12 protein-coding genes and 1 tRNA gene are annotated in these 16303 nt (G+C 63.3%); 9 read left to right on the top strand and 4 right to left on the bottom strand.

The window, feature by feature from the left end; translation table 11 throughout:
- The first annotated feature begins 3 nt into the window (after positions 1 to 3).
- The 7 genes from ccsA (B5F74_RS11455) (at position 4) to B5F74_RS11425 (ending at position 6594) form a co-directional block, all read left to right on the top strand.
- Positions 4 to 2136, top strand: coding sequence for a cytochrome c biogenesis protein CcsA (gene ccsA / locus B5F74_RS11455; RefSeq protein WP_087202622.1), 2133 nt, complete (start codon positions 4 to 6; stop codon positions 2134 to 2136).
- Positions 2129 to 2869: an ABC transporter ATP-binding protein gene (locus B5F74_RS11450; RefSeq protein ID WP_239283476.1), complete on the top strand. Its 741-nt coding sequence runs from the start codon at positions 2129 to 2131 to the stop codon at positions 2867 to 2869. The genes ccsA (B5F74_RS11455) and B5F74_RS11450 overlap by 8 nt, the downstream gene beginning before the upstream one ends.
- Positions 2870 to 3592, top strand: coding sequence for a heme exporter protein CcmB (locus tag B5F74_RS11445; protein ID WP_087202618.1), 723 nt, complete (start codon positions 2870 to 2872; stop codon positions 3590 to 3592).
- 334 nt (positions 3593 to 3926) lie between these two features.
- Positions 3927 to 4790 carry a cytochrome c biogenesis protein CcsA gene (gene ccsA, locus B5F74_RS11440; RefSeq protein WP_087202616.1) on the top strand — a complete coding sequence of 288 codons (864 nt, stop codon included), beginning with the start codon at positions 3927 to 3929 and terminating at the stop codon, positions 4788 to 4790.
- 2 nt (positions 4791 to 4792) lie between these two features.
- Positions 4793 to 4975 (top strand): hypothetical protein, encoded by a 183-nt coding sequence (locus B5F74_RS11435; protein ID WP_066831280.1) that lies wholly within the window; start codon positions 4793 to 4795, stop codon positions 4973 to 4975.
- Between the two features lie 238 nt (positions 4976 to 5213).
- Positions 5214 to 6398 (top strand): MFS transporter, encoded by a 1185-nt coding sequence (locus tag B5F74_RS11430; protein ID WP_158095783.1) that lies wholly within the window; start codon positions 5214 to 5216, stop codon positions 6396 to 6398.
- Between the two features lie 119 nt (positions 6399 to 6517).
- Positions 6518 to 6594: transfer RNA gene (locus B5F74_RS11425), tRNA-Met, on the top strand.
- A gap of 953 nt (positions 6595 to 7547) precedes the next feature.
- Here the strand turns inward: B5F74_RS11425 and B5F74_RS11420 are convergent.
- Complete coding sequence (locus B5F74_RS11420) at positions 7548 to 9029, bottom strand: S-layer homology domain-containing protein (RefSeq protein ID WP_087202612.1); 1482 nt, start codon at positions 9027 to 9029, stop codon at positions 7548 to 7550.
- A gap of 288 nt (positions 9030 to 9317) precedes the next feature.
- Between B5F74_RS11420 and B5F74_RS11415 the strand changes: the two genes are divergently transcribed.
- Complete coding sequence (locus B5F74_RS11415; protein WP_087202610.1) at positions 9318 to 12164, top strand: hypothetical protein; 2847 nt, start codon at positions 9318 to 9320, stop codon at positions 12162 to 12164.
- 369 nt (positions 12165 to 12533) lie between these two features.
- Here the strand turns inward: B5F74_RS11415 and B5F74_RS11410 are convergent, their stop codons facing one another.
- Entirely contained in the window at positions 12534 to 13742 is a 1209-nt protein-coding gene (locus B5F74_RS11410; protein WP_143753882.1) for a hypothetical protein, read from the bottom strand.
- Positions 13743 to 13872: 130 nt separating this feature from the next.
- Here B5F74_RS11410 and B5F74_RS11405 point away from each other — a divergent pair, with 130 nt between their 5' ends.
- Positions 13873 to 14097 (top strand): helix-turn-helix domain-containing protein, encoded by a 225-nt coding sequence (locus B5F74_RS11405; RefSeq protein WP_087202606.1) that lies wholly within the window; start codon positions 13873 to 13875, stop codon positions 14095 to 14097.
- Between the two features lie 836 nt (positions 14098 to 14933).
- Here B5F74_RS11405 and B5F74_RS11395 read toward each other — a convergent pair.
- Together B5F74_RS11395 and B5F74_RS11390 are read right to left on the bottom strand one after the other, a co-directional pair.
- On the bottom strand, positions 14934 to 15758 hold the full coding sequence (locus B5F74_RS11395; RefSeq protein ID WP_239283477.1) for an ATP-binding protein: 825 nt from the start codon (positions 15756 to 15758) through the stop codon (positions 14934 to 14936).
- Positions 15758 to 16207, bottom strand: a complete 450-nt coding sequence (locus B5F74_RS11390) for a hypothetical protein (RefSeq protein ID WP_087202600.1) — start codon at positions 16205 to 16207, stop codon at positions 15758 to 15760. The genes B5F74_RS11395 and B5F74_RS11390 overlap by 1 nt, the downstream gene beginning before the upstream one ends.
- Positions 16208 to 16303 lie beyond the last annotated feature (96 nt).

Here is a 16303-nt window from a genome sequence, read left to right as displayed (position 1 = left end):
CATATGATTGCAATGGCTGGCAATGCGCTGCAGGTCCTGGCGCTCGCGGTGGCGCTTGCGGCGGCCGTCTGCCTTATCGGAGGCGTGAAGCTGCGGCGCGAGGGCCTCGTGAACACGGGCTATCTGCTGGTGTTCGCCAACGTGCTCATGCTGACCGGCTGTATCGCCATCATCCTCGCGTGCATGCTGTCCGAAAACTACAGCCTGGCATACGTGGTGTCCAACTATCCGGTGACCGACAGCCCCTTGAAGCCGCTGTACGAGGTGTCGGCGGTCTGGGCGGGTCGCCAGGGCTCGCTGCTTCTGTGGACCTGGCTCATCTCGGTCTACGCTGCGGTAGTCGCCTGGAAGCGCATGCATGCGACTGACAACCTCTCCTCGGTGGCGCTCGGCGTGACCGAGGTCATCGTCGCGCTGTTCACGGCGACGCTCGTGCTGTCCGAATCCAACAACCCCTTCATGCCGACGGCCGTCGAGTACCTGAACGCCGACGGCACGCTGGTGAGCCCGGCGAGCGGCATGAATCCGCTGCTCATGCACTGGGCCATGATCTTGCACCCGCCGGCGACCTTTATCGGGTACGCGGGCGTCACGCTGCCGTTCGCCTACGCGATGGCGGCCCTCATCTGCGGCGACCTGTCCGCGCGCTGGGTCGAGCTGTGCGACAGGCTCGCCGTGTTCGCGTTCATCTTCCTCACCATCGGCATGGCGCTCGGCGCGGTGTGGGCCTACGTGGTCCTCGGCTGGGGAGGCTTTTGGGCGTGGGACGCCGTGGAGAACGCGAGCCTGTTCTCGTGGCTGACGTCGGTGGCGATGATCCACAGTTTCACGATGTACCGCAAGCACGGCTGCTTCAAGAAGTGGAGCATGTTCGCGGCGACCATCACGTTCATCTTCGTGGTGCTCGGCACGTTCATCACCCGCTCGGGCCTGGTTCAGTCGGTGCACGCCTTTGCCGAGGACCCCGTGTCCACGTATTTCTTCCTCGGCATCATGGTGCTCGCGGGTCTCGCGTTTCTGATCGGCCTGGTGTATCGCCATGGCACGTATGAGGATGACGACCAGATCGAGTCCATGGTGTCCAAGAACGGGTCGTACTACCTGACGAACATCGTGATGATCGTGGGCGCGGTGCTGTGCGCCTACCTTACGATCTCGAGCTCGCTGCCGAGCTTTCTGCCGCTCGGCGGGCAGGTGATCCCCGCGGGCGTGTACAACGCGGTCGCCCGTCCGGTGGGAACGCTGTTCTGCCTGCTCATGGCGGTGTGTCCCATGCTCGGGTGGCGCAAGACCGACGGCGCGTCGTTCGCGAGGAACATGCGGGTGCCCGCGATCGCCGGCGCGGTGATCTTCTGCGGCTTCATGGTTCTGTTCGCAACGAAGTTCGTGCCCGTCTACAACGAGGTCGTCGCCGCGGGCGGCGACCAGGCGGCCGTATACACCGAGCAGGGTCCCGCCCCGTATTACTTCGCGTGGACGATTCTGGGCTTCTTCACGGCATCGCTGCTGTTCACGAGCTCGCTGTACCTGCTCGGTCGGGGCATGTCGGCCCGCGTTCGCAACAAGGGCGAGGCGGCGCCCCTGGCGCTCGTGAACCTGTTCCGTCATTCGCCGGCGCAGGCGGGCGGCTATCTGGCGCATCTGGGCGTGGCCATCGCCCTGGCGGGCCTTGTGGGCTCGACCATGTACGTGACCGAGCGGACCTTCGATGTGTCCGCGACGCCGAACGAGACCGTCGAGGTGGGCGACTACGTTCTGACGTTCGACGGCGGCACCGAGGATTCGTTCGACGCGACCGACAACATGATCCGCGCGGTCGGGATGACCGTGTACGACCGGTCGGGTCGCGAGCTGGGGCATATCGCCCCGTCCATGGAGGTCTCCGCGGCAACCAGCCAGCAGACGCTCAACGCGGCGGTGATCACGACGCCGCTCGAGGACCTGTTCGTCGCGTTCCAGGGCGTGAATGCCGACGGGTCGCTTTCCATTCACGTGAAGATCAATCCGCTCATCCTTCTCAACTGGATCGGCGCCGGCGTGGCGGTTGCGGGCATCGCACTCGCATGTCTGCCGCGTCGCGCAACGCCGCTGCTCGCTGCCGATGAGCGCGCACGCGAGGAGGCTCGTCGTGGGTAGGGGGGAGGCGCCCCTGCCGGGTGCCGGCTTGGCCGTCGAGGCGCATGGCCTGGTCAAGCAGTTCGGCAACCGCCGCGGCCTGGACGGGGTCGACCTCGAGGTGCCCGCCGGCGCGTTCCTGTCGGTGTTCGGCCCCAACGGCGCGGGCAAGACCACGCTGCTGCGTATGCTCGCCCTGCTTTCGCGCCCGACGCGCGGCTCGCTGCGCCTGCTGGGCGTCGACGCCCTGGAGGATGCCGACGCGCTCCGGTCGCGCGTGGGGCTCATCTCGCACACCTCGATGCTCTATGGCGATTTGACGGCGCGCGAGAACCTCGAGTTCTTCAGTTCCCTGTACGGGGCGCCCGACCGCGCGCGCATCGACGAGCTGCTGCGCCTGGTGGAGCTCGATCACCGCCGCAACGACTGCGTGCGCACGTTTTCCCGCGGCATGCAGCAGCGCCTGTCGATCGCCCGCGCACTCATCAACGATCCCGAGCTGGTGCTGCTCGATGAGCCCTATTCCGGCCTGGACCCCCACGCCGCCGAGCTCTTCGACGGGCTCATCGCCCGCGTTCGCGTGGGGCGCACGTTCATCATGGTGAGCCATGATCTGGACCGGGGGTTCGAGCTGTGCACCCACGCGCTGATCCTGGCGCGCGGCCGGGTCGTCGTGTGCGCCGAGAAGGAGCAGGTTGACGCCTCTGCGTTCAAGGATCTGTACCGGGCGACCGTCGGGATGGGGGTGGCCTAGATGAAGCGCTCCGATGCATCGCGGCGGCCTTCGGGGTTCCCGCAGTTCCGCGCGCTGCTCATGAAGGACATCCGGCAGGAGCTGCGCACCCGCGAGATGCTGACGTCCATGGTCGTCTACGCGCTGCTCGTGCTGACGATTTACGGTGCGGCGCTTTCGCAGGTGGCGGACGGCCTGCAGGTGGTGTCGTTTGCCGGCGGGCTGCTGTGGGCCCTCATCGTGTTCACGAGCCTTCTGGGCCTCAACCGGAGCTTTTCGCACGAGACCGAGTCGGGGTGTCTCGAGGGCATCCTGCTGGCGCCTGTCGACCGCTCCGTGATCTTTTTGGCCAAGGCGACGTCGAACCTTCTGTTTCTGGCTGCAGTCGAGGTCATCGTGATCCCGCTGTTCTTCCTGTTCTTCCTGTCCGGCGCGGACGTGGCGGCGACGACGCCCATGATCGTACTGCCGCTCGCCGTGGGCACCGTCGGCGTGGCGGGCGTGGGCACGCTTCTGTCCACCATCGCCATCGATACGCGCGGACGCGACGTGCTGCTGGCGATCTTGTTCATCCCGGTGATCTTTCCGCTGCTCTACGCGTGCGTCTCGGCGACCACGACCGCGTTTTTGGGCGTCGAGGGCACGTTCGGCGCCTACTGGACCTCTTGTGCGCTGGCTGCGGCCTACGACGTGATCATGATCGCCGCCGCCTGGGGCCTCTACGAATTCGTTCTAGACGCCTAACAACACACCGAAGGTGTGTCCCCTCTATGCACTTTTGCATATGGGGGACGTACCTGTTATTTGCATATCGAGGACACCCCTTGGGCATGTTCCAGGGGCTGGGCACGTTGGGATGTATCTTTTGCATATAGTTCTTGCATGTGGATGATACTCATTCGGATGCAAGCGTGCATGCGGAAGGTACGTCCCCAATTTGCATTTTCCAGGGGCTGCTGTGGGGGGCCTTCTGCAAAAGCGTGCGATTCGGCGCCGTCACGGGCGGGCGCGCGGGCAAATGGGCTACTATAGGGCGTGCATGTTCATGGCGGATAACTCCAGGTAGGGGGAGGGGCCGTTGAATACAGAAAAGGGGACGACCGGGGTGTTAGGGCGTGCGCTCGAACGTTGGACGCCCGTGCTGCTTGCGGCGGGCGTGCTTCTGACCGTCGTCGACGTCGTGTGGACGTTCACCCTGGCGCCGTTGGTGCAGGGTGCGCAGCTGTCCGAACCGGTCATCATTGCGGGGACGCAGGTCACCACCAAGCTGCTGCTGTCGCAGAAGATCTTCTATCTGCACGTGCCCGTGGCCGTCGCGTCGTTTGCCGCCATGGCGTTCGCGGCGTTTTTCGCCATCCGCTTTCTGATGACCAGGGACCGCGCCTTCGACGTGCGCTCCAAGACGGCCATGGAGATCACCCTCGTGTTCATTGTCGCGACGATGATCTCGGGCGATCTGTGGACCTATTTCGAATGGGGCGTCTGGTGGACCTGGGAGCCGCGCCTGACGACGTATTTCATCCTGATGCTGCTGGTCATCGGCTACTTTATCCTGCGCAACGCCTTTGATGATCCAGAGCGTCGCGCGCGGTTCAGCGCGGTGTTCGGCGTGGTGGCATTTATCGATGCGCCGATCTCGTTTTTGATCACGCGTTTGGTTCCCACCTCGATCCACCCGGTGGTGTTTCGCACCGATAGCGGGTTGCCGCCCATGATGCTCATCCCGTTTCTTCTCGGGCTGTTCGGGATGCTGATGGTCGCGTTCGCGCTCTACTGCATCGCGGTGCGCATCAACATGGATGCCTTGGAAGTCGAGGTGCTCAAGCAGCAGCTTGAGGAGCAGGACACCTGGGCGCAACGCGCCCGGGCCGATGAGGCGCTCGAGCGCCTGCGCGCGCATGCCGAGGCGGCGGTTCGAACCGATGGGCCTGAGGAGGATTAACGATGGATCCGATTTTGTCTGAAGTCTATTCGACGGTGCTGCCCGCGGCCCCGTATGTCATCGGCGCATACGTGGGCATCTGGCTGGTGCTCGCCGTGTTCGTGTTCGTGCTGTTCCGTCGCGCCAAGCACACGAGCCAAGATGTCGAGGCGCTCAAGGAGGCGCTTGACGCGCGCAAGAACTGATGGGTTCGTCGGGGACGGGTTCGTTCCAACCCATGGGTCCGTTGGAGACGGGTCCCGAAGAGCGCCGACTGGATAACCGCCTGCCGCAACGAGGTGCGATTTTGGCTAAAGTTGGCCGGCGTTCTGCAGGTCATGCTCATACCTAACAATTAGTCTGCTACCATGCAGAATAGTCTGAATACTGTGCATGCCGGACGCTGGTGCGCCTGACAGCTGTTTGAAGTCGGAAGGTGTTTGCATGGATGCTCGCCAACGGGGGACGGTCATGGCGCTGGGCTTTTGCGGTCTGGTGTCGGCGGCGGACAACTGGTTCGTATCCCCGGCTCTCCCGTCTATCGCCAACACGCTCGGCGTGCTCCCGTCGGTGGCGACGATCATCTTGACGGCGTATCTCATCCCGTATGGCTGCCTGCAGCCTGTGTGCGGCGCGCTGGGCGACAAGGTCGGACGTCTGCGCATGCTGCGCATCATCGTGTGCGGCCTGACGGTCTCGACCGTGCTGTGCTCGATGGCCTCATCGCTGGAGATGCTGATCGTGGCGCGCGTCATAACCGGCTGCTTTGCCGCGGGGATCATCGCCGTGTCGCAGGTGCTGGCGGGAGACGCGGTTTCCGCTGAGGACCGCCCGCGCGCGATTGCGCTGCTCATGGGGATCACGTATGCGGGGCAGGGTCTGTCCGCGGGACTGGGCGGCGCCATCACGGGGCTTGTCGGGTGGCGTGCGGCATTTATGAGCTTTGCGGTGCTGGGCGTGATCGCGCTGCTGGGACTGAGCAGGCTGCATGAATCCGCTGACGATCGTGCGGCGCGTGCCGCCGACGCGCAGGGCGCCGGTCTTGTCGACATGGTTCGCCTTAGCGGGCATCTGGTGCTCGGTGTCGGTCGCAAGGTGTACGGCACCGCGCTGGCAACCGGCGTGATTTTCCTGGGCGTCTACGGATTCTTCGGGACGTTTCTGGCCGAGCGCTGCGGGCTCGATGCGATGCAGGCCGGTCTTCTGATGATGGGCTATGGCTTCGCGTGCCTGGTGGGCAGCGCGCTGACGGGACGACTGGCCGGGCGCATCGGTGTCGCCCGGACGCTCGCCTTGGGCGAGATCGCGGGCCTCTGCTCGATCGCTCTGCTGCTTGCCGCGCAGGCGACGACGTCGTGGGTGCCGGCGCTCGCGGCCGCGGTGCTGCTGGGCGCGGGCTACATCATGGTGCAGCCGACACTCGCCACGCGCGCGCTCGGGCTGGATGCCCAGCATGCGGGCCTGTGCACCGGCTTTACGGGCTTCGGCATGTTCGTGGGCGGCGGCATCGGCAGCACGCTCGGCCGCATGCTGCTCGGAGCAGGGGGCTATGGCTTGCTTTGGATTGCCGCGGCGATCGCGCTCGTTGTGCAGCTGATCGTGAGCCTGCGCCTATATGCGGGAGAATAGGGCGTACTGGTATCAAATATGCAGGCCATGTGGAGATACGGGCGGACTGCCACATTCCACTTGCCGAACGGGAGGCGCATTCGTAATATATTTTCTTGCGCTGAGGCGCAACCAGACATTGCGGGGTGGAGCAGTCTGGTAGCTCGCCGGGCTCATAACCCGGAGGTCGTAGGTTCAAATCCTGCCCCCGCGACCAAGAAATCGCAGCTCGGAGGCTATATGCTTCCGAGCTTTTTTCATTTGGGTACTGTGTGGGTACTGCATGGGTACTGCGGATTGCCCATGGACGGTTTCTTCGATGGCGACGGGGGCGATGCGGGAGCGCGTCGTCCAGTCTTCGGCCCGCCGTCGCATCGCTGCTTTTCGCGGGCGGTGCAGGCAGCGTCGCGAAGACGCTGCGCCGGGCAGTGACCTCAGCTGGCAATGTGATTCGGCGCCTGCCGTGTCGTGGTCCAATCCAGCGCGCTCGGGGCGCGTCTCCATGGGTTCCGGCAGAAAGGCGCAGGGGAGTTCGTGGGGCCGGTTGGCTGGCTGCGCGCTAGGTATAAGCATCTGCTGGAGAGCGGCGTGTTTCCAGATGGACTCCTACATGCCATCTGTTGTTTGCGACCGTACAGATGGGGCGCGTCTTGCCTTTCCGTGGGCATATCGGGACCGCGCCCCAAGTCCGCTCGGCGGGCAGGCATGCGCCAAGCCCGGAGGCGAGAAGGCGGACGTGCCCGAACTCCTCGGAGCAGCCTGCTGCGTCGACGCCCGTTTTCCAGATGGTGCGGTCTCTTCGCCCTTATGAGGCTCTTCACCTCGGGCGCGATGAGAGCCGAATGGGCCTCGCCGATCGCCATCTGATTCGGTTCGGCCGGCAAGGATCCTGTCCGGCAGATCTATGGGGGAAGGTCGAGATAGGGCTCGCTCATGCCCGCGCGGCGGGAAAGGGCGGCACCGTCTGCGGTACAGGAATCTGTGCGCCCAAATATGGACGGAAGCGCGGCTGAACATATATGGGAAGTGGTGGCCGACTGGAACCGGCTTCCTCATGAGCGCCTAACAGCCGGCTGATGAGTGCCAGCGCTCATGGTTGCGTTGCAAGCCGATGCGGGCGGAGCCGCCCCTCTTCATCCATCGAGAAGAGGGGCGGCTCATAGTCAGTAATTACGAAATGTTCAGCATTTCCGCAGCGTTCATAATCATCGCTGCCGCCTCGGCGCGTGAAACGGGGGAGCGGAGGTTGAGCGACGGGCCGTTCCCGATGACTTTCTGGGAGAGCATCACCAGGACGCTGGCTCGCGCCCAGTCCGAAGGCCTTTCGCCCTCTGGGAGCCGCTCGATTTCGGGCAGCACGTTCGTGTTCCAGGGCCAGATGACGTGCGTCTGGTGGTAGCAGGCCCGCAGAAGCACCGTAGACAGCTCCTCCCGCGTAATGGGGTCGTTCGGGCGCAGTTTATCGTTTGACCCTTTGATGATTCCTTCGCGCACGCAGTAGTTCAGCGAGCCCGTGTACCACGTTTCCGCGTCGACGTCGCTGCAGCCCGTCTGATTCGCCTGGCCGGCAAGGTTTGCGTCTGCGGGGCTGATGATCCTGGTGAGCACGACTGCCGCCTGGGCGCGCGTCAGGGGGTCGTTCGGGCAAAATGTTCCAGCTCCAGCTCCGGTCATGAGGCCGTGCTCCATGGCAAACTCGACGGCTGGCAGGTACCAGCTCTCCGAGAGGTCGGTGAACGAGTAGTACGGGCGCACGGGGCCCGAGAACGTGGGCCAGACATGGTCGTCCAGGCTCGTGTCGTCGCAAACGGTCCCCCCGGCGTCCCAGCCGTAATGGTCGAGATTGGCAAACGCCTCGTCACTCTTCATGAAGTACCTCGAGCTCGGTTCTCGGGCCCAACCACCGTCCGTTCCGTCCGGGAAGACCGGGTCGCACCAGCAGGGGTCCACATGGTAATTTTCGCCGTCGATTGTCACGATGACCCAGCTGTGCTCCATCGCGCTCGAGGACACGACCCTCCCCTGCACGCCTATCCGTTTGAGGAGATCGACGTATGTGCGCGCGTATCCCGTGCACACCGCCCTGTGCTCGACGAGCGCGCCGTACGGGCTGTAGCTCTCGCTCGGGATGGTGCTGTTGAGGTAGTTCTCGTAGTCATACGAGCACCACCTGACCAGGTAGTCGCAGAGGGCCTTGCAGTTGTCCATCGCGCTCATGGTGGAGCTGGTCCATTTCAGCGCCTCTGCGACAGCCTGCTCGTAGCGCCTTTCCGCCTCGGCAAACTCGTCGTTATCGAAGGGGTATTCGAACTCGACGCGGTCGACAGAGCCGTCTTCGTAGGTGTAGAGCACCGTGTGGACGTCGTAGAAGAGTGGCTCCACGTTGTTTATGTAAAGGACGGCAGCCAAAACCTCATCGCGGTCATACGCCCGCCCCAGCTTCACTTGGCTCTTCCGGGTCTCCATCGCCTCGCGGATGGTCGAGACGAGCTCCCTGTCCGCCGGTTGGACGGCGGCGAGCATCTCGACGCCGCGACGCTCGCTGGTCGACGCGACCGTCTCGTCGGCAAAGGCCGGCAGCGGGCACAGAGAGACGATGAGGGCCGCCACGAGTGAGAGAAGCGCAGCGGTCAACTTGGTGCGGATGCGCATAGCATTCCCCTTTCTTGATGCGCCGGCAGCTCGCGATTGCGTCCCGCCGGCTTTGGTTGTTGCTTTCGCCAATCATCCCGCTGCAGTCTCATACGAGATGCCAGGACTCATATTTGCGGTAATATTGCGGTAATTCATCGGTGCATTTATAGAGCTTGTGACAAGATTTTAATGAACTCGAAGAAAACTTGCGGCAATATTGGACTGGTGGCGGAATTCTCGTCTGCTAGTATTTGAAGCGTCCGCATTGCTGGCGCGGCATTGGTCCGCACGGACGGGAGGTCCCCCATGCCAGAAAAAGACAGAGCTGTCGAGAAGATCATCGTCCCCATCCTGACATACGTTGAGAAGACGTTGGTCGAGGCGCAAATTAGGTGTGGCGTGAACCCCGCCGGCCCTATGGATCGAGAAGCAGGGAGCGAAGAGGGTGAGCAGGCAGCCGAAGAAGTTCGAGGGGTTAAGGACGAAGCGCTCGACTACCTTCGCAGGGTCCTCTTTCGCTTCAGTTCAAGGGAACCACGCGTAGCTGGCGGCCGACGCGACGGGCAACAGCCGGCTGCGGCGGGAGACGGATACGGGGACGAAAGGACGATCAGAACGATCAAAGGCTTCTGGGAGCATCTCGCAAATCCGAAAAAGAAGCTGCCCGCCCTGACACCTTATCTCAACTCAATCAGCGATATCAGGGGACAGTACGTCAAAGATTTGCTGCAGCGTGCGCTGACCTTGGCTGAGGATAAGCCAGAGCCCTATGCAAAGGTTGCGGGCCTAATCGAGGACGCGGTGGACGACCGTCTCAGAAACTACCTCAAGCCGGATGACGACCGCCCCCTCGTGCCGGAAAGGCTTGTTGGCAAGTTGAGGGAGCTGGCGGCCGCTAGGGGAGAACATGCGAATGCTTCCCTGCTCAGCTGCATCCGGGCGCTTGTCTACGTCGATGCGGAGGATCCTTGCACCGTGGAGGCCGCGTTGCCCCTTCCCGACATTCCCCTTCTCGTTGGGAAAGAGGTGGCCGACAAGGTCTGGAGCGCTCTCAAGAAGTCTCTCGATGCAGACGGAACTCACCCGGTCGTGCTCGTCACAGGGGAGATAGGCTCGGGCAGGGCGACAGCCATGGCACGAGCCATCTCCCGTTGTCTAGAGGAGAGGGGCGTCGCGCACGCCTTCTGGTACAGATTCGACAGTTCGCTAAGAAAAACTGTCTGCTCCGCCGTCCTCGGGAGAAACGGTAACACGGATGAGGCCGAGCGGTTCGACCAGACGGTGCAAGCCCTCTCGACCCTCGCGAAGACGGGGACAGGGCGCACCCTCATCGCCTTGGTTGATGTGGGGAGAGAAGCGCTCGAGAGCGGTCTCGCGGACCTAGTCCGTGTTGCGAGAACCGGTGCCGTGGTCATGATGACTGTCACCGGGAACGTAGAAATGAATCGTCTCGATGGGCTCGGCCATGTCACCGTCGTGGAGGTTGGTGTCATGAGTAGGAAGGTCCTAATCGCATTGGGCGAGGCCAACGCAGCGAGGGCGAGTCGCGAGCTCTGGCCACTGGGCTTTTCCGATGCGAGCGGCCTCGTTGAGTGTTGCGGGGCGAACGCGGGACTTATGGCACTCGCCTCCGCCTGCGCGGGCAGGGAGGGATCCGCCGAATCGGTCAATGAGGCCCTCAGAGAGAGCTCCGGCCCCGTTGAGGGCGCTGCGCACGTGCTTCGCGTGTACACGCACGACAATCCCGTTATTGCCGCTCTTGCCCTTCTTCCTCCCGAGGGCGCGGGCGTCAGGATCGTCAGGGCTCTCGTGGGGGGCGACGTCCCCCTCCTGCTCCGACTCCTTGATGTCGGGGCAATCATGCGGGATGCGGTCACCGGCCGCATCATGCTGAACGGGGCCTTAGCAGAGGGGGCGGTGGGAATCATCGCAGAGAAGGAGCTCGCGGGGCATCCTAGCCCCTCCGGAACCGCCTTGGGCAAGGCGGCGGATAGGCTCTGGTCTGACGTCTTGACAGTCAACACGTGGAGCACGCTCGAGGAAGCGATGGCATGCTACGAGAGGCTTTTAGGGCTTTTAGAAGGCAGAGAAGAGGCGTGGGTCGAGCTCTGCCGGGCACGGCTCGCGAGGCTCTACGAGAAAACGAATAGGACTTGGCTTGCTATGCTGACGCATGGAGACGTCCTCGAGCGGCTCGAGGAGGCATATCGAGAGGACGAGGTCATGCACGATGCGGGCGGCGCCTTAATTGGGCTTCTGTGTCCAGACAGGGAGGCGTCGCTCGCAGAGGAATACCTGCGACTCGGCCACACGCAGATGCAATATGCCCTGAGGGCGGAGTCGGTCGAGACGCTCGACCGTGGAATCTGCATCTTGGAGCAATGCGAGCCGACTCGCGCCAGGAGCGCGCTCCTGGCGCGACTGCTGCGGGAGAAGGGTTGGTGCCTCCATGAGAAATGGAAACGCGACGGGGGCGAGCCGGACGATCTGAGAGCGGCGATTGAGGCGAAGAGGAAGGCGCTGCTGGTGCTTGACGGGCTGGAGGACCCGCCCGCGACAGGGCTCGAGCTGCAGAACGTGCACTCCACGCTCGGCTACTCCCTTGTCGAGAGCCAAAACGAGAGTGACAAGGTCAACGCTGTAGAGTACGCGCGTCGCGGCCTGTGCGAACTTTACGAATATATCACGAACAGGAAAGGGGAAGGGGCGGTGGAGAACCCCGCGAGAGCCGCCGAGCTCGTCAAGACGCATCGAAGGCAGTTCGCGGAGGCGCTCTACTTCTACGGGCGCATCTTGGCTGGAGGAGAGCACCCGGACGGGCTGCGCAAAGGAGAGCCGGACGAGGAGCGCGAGGAGCGACTGGAGAGGGCCCTCGTCTTCGAGCGCACCGCGCTCCAAATCCGCGAGAAGCTTGAACCGGAGAAGTGGAACATGGGGAGGGCGCTGAACCTCGCCTCGATCGGAATGGTCGAGTGGTGCCTCGGAAGAGAGGGCGAGGCGCGAAGGGACCTGCGGAATGCGATGGAGATCCAGGACCACCGGACGCATGTAACGGACGAATTCGGCGAACGAACCGGACAGCCGCGCGAGGCCGGGCCCATAACGGACTGGTTCTACAAGGCGTTCCCAGCGGAGAGGGCTGCCGACATGTGAACTGTACTGAGATAGTGGGCAGGTTCCAGACCGGCGGCGCTTCCTTTCGGCGCCGCAAGAATGGCTTCCCCGCGGGGTTGTTGTGGGCGAGGCTATGGCGAGCTTTGGCAGATCCGAACTGTCAGACGGCCGACGGCGGGAGGTCCAGAGGTGCAGCTGGACGCTGTCGATTCCTCGACGCAAACCGTGAGCAAATCCTAACGCGGCCGTATCCGCACTTCCGTGTCGGCATCTGCGAGGCGACAAGTTGACGCAGGGTGTTTGAGACGGGACGGCGTCCCGCGTCGCGTCGGATCTGGACGGGTCCGTCGGGGCGGCTGGCTCGCGGGGCGCCTTGAACCGGCCGCCAAGGTGTGGGCCGAATCCTAGTCATCTCCCCAACTCGCCCCGGTGCTCCTTGTTCCAGGCTGCTCGGCAGGAGCCGCTGCAGAAGCGGCGCTCGCCACCTTGGTTTCCCGAGAGGACCGTGCGCCCGCAGTTCTCGCATGTGAGCAGGTAACGGTTCGGGTGGTCGCGCGCGAGCAGCCACATCGCTTCGAGCAGGTTGCCGGGCCTGCGGGCTGGGGCGATCTCCCTGCCCGGCTCGCCGGTGTAGCAAAGTTCGGGCTCGAACAGCGCCCGGTCGAGTGCCCTCAGAAGCATGTTCGCGGTGTCGATCTGGTTCTCACCCTCCCTCAGGGCGAGATACCACCATGTGTTGATGAGGTCATGTGACTCTCGTGGGGCGAATGTGCCCTTCGCTTGGCCGGCGACGACCGCGGTGAGGAACTTGACGTCGGGACAGGTCGCGAGGTGATCGTCGGCCGCACCGCCCGCGAGGCCTTTCTTCCTGCTCTCGACAAGGCTACCATAGAGCGGCCATATGACATTGGCGTCGAACCCTGCGTCGTTCTTGATGATGTTGCCCTTCCTGTAGAAGGGGTTGAAGCCGATTGGGATGACATAGCAGGCGCCTTCCATGCCGAGTAGCTGGCTTCTCGTCTTGGGTTTTGCATATGTAAATCCCGCGGACTCGAGGATGTTCTTATCTTCGGGCTTAGCGCGGAGTAAGCCTCCGATGCGCAGCACGATTGACAGAAGGTTTCGTGCGAAAACCCAGTCGTGCAACGGTTCGACTAGGAAGCGGTACTGACTGTCTGCGAATGAATAGTCGCGTGCGTTGTCGAAGCTGTATGCGGTTGCCGCTCTGGTAGCGGCGGCCCTAGCTAGCCTGCCGGTCTGCCTGTACGCGATGCCGCCGCTATTCTCCGGTGTTGAGTACGGATCGAAGTAGCACTCTTTGAGGAGCTGCTCGGTGTCTGGAGTCCTGAGTTTCGGTCCATCGCCTCCCTGCAGCTCGCTGGGTTTGAAGCAGCGCCCCTCCAGGTCGCCGTCGTGCGCTCCCGACAGGTGCATGGGGCCGAGGGCAATTGCTGCCTGAAGGAGTGCCTCCGGGTCATGGGCCATGAGCAGCTGGTTGACGTCATCTGCCTTGGGGGGACTAAAGGGGCCGCGAAGCCGCTCAACAGGAATGAGGCGGACGAGGCAGTGCATGTTTGAACGGGGATCCTCGGCGAGGAATAGGGCTTCAGCAGACAAGAAACATCCTCCTACTTGAAACTACGTCTTAAATTTAGCAGCGTTGTGTAGAAAATTCCAAGTCTGTTTACGATCTTTCAAAACTACGCTAATCTCAAAACAACGTAGTAACGAATAACAAGGAGGAATAATGAATATGAGTGCAAAATCGGATATATACATTTCAGATGAAACCAGACGGACAAATTCTCCTGAGGCGCCGTGGCGTATCGAGGACGTTATGGCTTGGACCGGGATGTCTCGCCGTTACCTGCTCGATCTGGCGCGTCAGGGCCTTATGCCCGGGCGTAAAATCGGCGGCACGTGGTTTTTCTCTCGCAAGAAGCTCGCGAGGTTTTTCGGTGTCGAGGAATGATCTGCGATGAGGGATGAAACCGCTGGCACCTCTCTACCTTGGGACGAGGTCGAGGAAGCAACGTACTTGTACGATCGTTCCACGCATTACGCGCTTTACGGTCCCGATCTTATGGTATGGCACCTCTGCGCGCTCGATTGGGTCGATAAGGTCTATGCCCGAGACAAGCGGGACAGGAAGGCGGTACGGTCAGTTCATCGCCTTCTTCATCGCGCATATCGAGACCGGGAAGCGCCTTCGTGATGGGCGACAGTTTGCGCTAATCTCCCTGAACACCATCTCGTCTGGTTTGGGAATCTCGAAGGTGACTGCTCGCGCAATGGTCTGTCGCGTAACCCTTAACGGAAAGTACGCTTATCTTTGCGAGGACTACGACCCCATCATCGAACTTGTTGAGGGCACCGTCGCGGGGGCGAAAGATGGGCGGTGGGGCTTCGGGTATGCCCCCATCATGCCCGGTACAGGTTTCTCTAAGGGAAGCTGTACCGGTACAGATTCCTTAAGAGAAACTGAACCGGAAGCCGAAACACCCGGTACAGTTTCCTCAGCGACCGGTATGGTATCTGACGCACCTTGGCCAGCTTCTAGCGCGCCAGGTTCAGCAATTCCGCACGATACGATACCCTCTGTTCTCTCTATTATTTCTACACCTCTCTCATCACCCGATTCCGCAGAGGTGGGCTATCGCGAACTTGTGAAGATGTTCCCCTTCGCCCCCGGTGACAAGGACGCCGAGTGTTAAGGGCGAGCGATTTTAGCCACATTACGTCAAGCGATTCTCGCCAGATCCGGTCAGCCGATTACAGCCGATGCGCCGGCGACCGGTTTTTACCAGCCTACACTCCCTTGGGCTGCATGCCCCTCACCTTCGTCGCCTGCGGCACCGCCTCGACCGAGTACGTGTCGAGTCCCCGACCGCGGTAGCTCGGGCCCCGCATGACGAAGACCGACGCCCTGTCGAAGAGCCGGTCGAGGGCGCAGAGCAGCGTGTCGTCCCCGGTGAAGAACTCGTCCCACTCGCTCGGGGACACGTTGCTGGTGAGCACCATGGCGTTGGGCCCCTCCTTCTCGTAGCGCCGGTCGACCACGTCGAAGAAGAGGTCCGTGCACGGCTTGTCGAACGTGCACCTCCCGACCTCGTCGACGATCAGGCACGAGGGCTTCACCAGCGTCGCGACCGCCCGCGAGGCGCCCCCGCGCTCGAGGGCACGCTGGAACCTGTCCCGTAGCTCGCTGGCCTTGATGTAGTAGGTCTTGAGCCCTCGCATGCAGCACTCCCGCCCGTAGGCCTGGGCGAGGTGCGTCTTGCCTATGCCGCCAGGGCCCACGAACGCGACGTTGCGGCGCGCGTAGAGGTCGGCGAGCGACGGGAGCTTCGCCAGCGCGCACGCGTCCCGGCCCTGGATCCTAGAGAAGTCGAACCCCTCGAAGGTCTTCGGCTCGCGCCGCGGCAGCCTGCTCAGCCTGAGCAGCGTCTCTATGGACGCGAGCCTCCTTTTCTCCGCCAGGTAGCCGAACGCGGCGGCGATCGCGGCGAGCTCCGCCTCGCCCATGTCGTGGTCGGACGCGAGCGAGGCGAGCTCGTCCGCCCCCAGCGCGATGCCCAGCGCCGAGGCAGCCTCGCTCGCGAGCTCGTAGGGGCTCCGCCCGGCGCCGCCCATCACGACCGCCCCCAGAAGTCGAACTTGGCGAACGCCGGGTTGGCGGGCGGCGGCGCCACCTGGACGACGGTCGTCGCCACGGGCTGGCTCGGGAGCTCGCAGGGCTGCCCGTCGTCGCCCCCGTCGGCCCACTGGCCCGCGCACCAGCTGTCCCGCCGGTCCCACGTGACGGCGTGGACGGCGATCTCCCGGGACAGGTCGTCGCTGTACACGTGCAGCACGCGCCCCTCGCGGCTGACGCGGCACTCGCGGCGGTCGTACCAGTACGGCACCCCGAACCTGCGGCCCTCGTAGCTGACGAAGCCGTCGAAGGATATCTTGCGCCTCGGGCAGAGCCACGCCTCGACCTCCGCGGTCACCTCCAGCGGGCGCGCCGCCGGCAGGCACGCGCCCTCGTGCTCGTCACGAGGGACGCAGCCGACGGCGCGGCGCCGCCTGTGTTTCGTCAAGTCTTGCTTTCGGAAAAGAGCACACGTTTCTTTCGGGTCTGCGCACGCAACTTTTTCGGGTCTCGTCACGCGCGCGCCCTCAGACCCCGGACCTTC

Source organism: Collinsella sp. An271 (assembly GCF_002159695.1).
Taxonomy (GTDB): Bacteria; Actinomycetota; Coriobacteriia; order Coriobacteriales; family Coriobacteriaceae; genus Collinsella; species Collinsella ihumii.
Note: the sequence above shows the minus strand (reverse complement) of the source record. Positions and strands in the feature narration are given on the sequence as shown.

Excerpts from the sequence above, each read along its gene's own strand:
- ccsA (WP_087202622.1), top strand. The coding sequence starts at position 4 with ATGATTGCAATGGCTGGCAATGCGCTGCAGGTCCTGGCGCTCGCGGTG.
- B5F74_RS11445 (WP_087202618.1), top strand. The coding sequence starts at position 2,870 with ATGAAGCGCTCCGATGCATCGCGGCGGCCTTCGGGGTTCCCGCAGTTC.
- B5F74_RS11435 (WP_066831280.1), top strand. The coding sequence starts at position 4,793 with ATGGATCCGATTTTGTCTGAAGTCTATTCGACGGTGCTGCCCGCGGCC.
- B5F74_RS11430 (WP_158095783.1), top strand. The coding sequence starts at position 5,214 with ATGGATGCTCGCCAACGGGGGACGGTCATGGCGCTGGGCTTTTGCGGT.
- B5F74_RS11420 (WP_087202612.1), bottom strand. The coding sequence starts at position 9,029 with ATGCGCATCCGCACCAAGTTGACCGCTGCGCTTCTCTCACTCGTGGCG.
- B5F74_RS11415 (WP_087202610.1), top strand. The coding sequence starts at position 9,318 with ATGCCAGAAAAAGACAGAGCTGTCGAGAAGATCATCGTCCCCATCCTG.
- B5F74_RS11405 (WP_087202606.1), top strand. The coding sequence starts at position 13,873 with ATGAATATGAGTGCAAAATCGGATATATACATTTCAGATGAAACCAGA.
- B5F74_RS11395 (WP_239283477.1), bottom strand. The coding sequence starts at position 15,758 with ATGGGCGGCGCCGGGCGGAGCCCCTACGAGCTCGCGAGCGAGGCTGCC.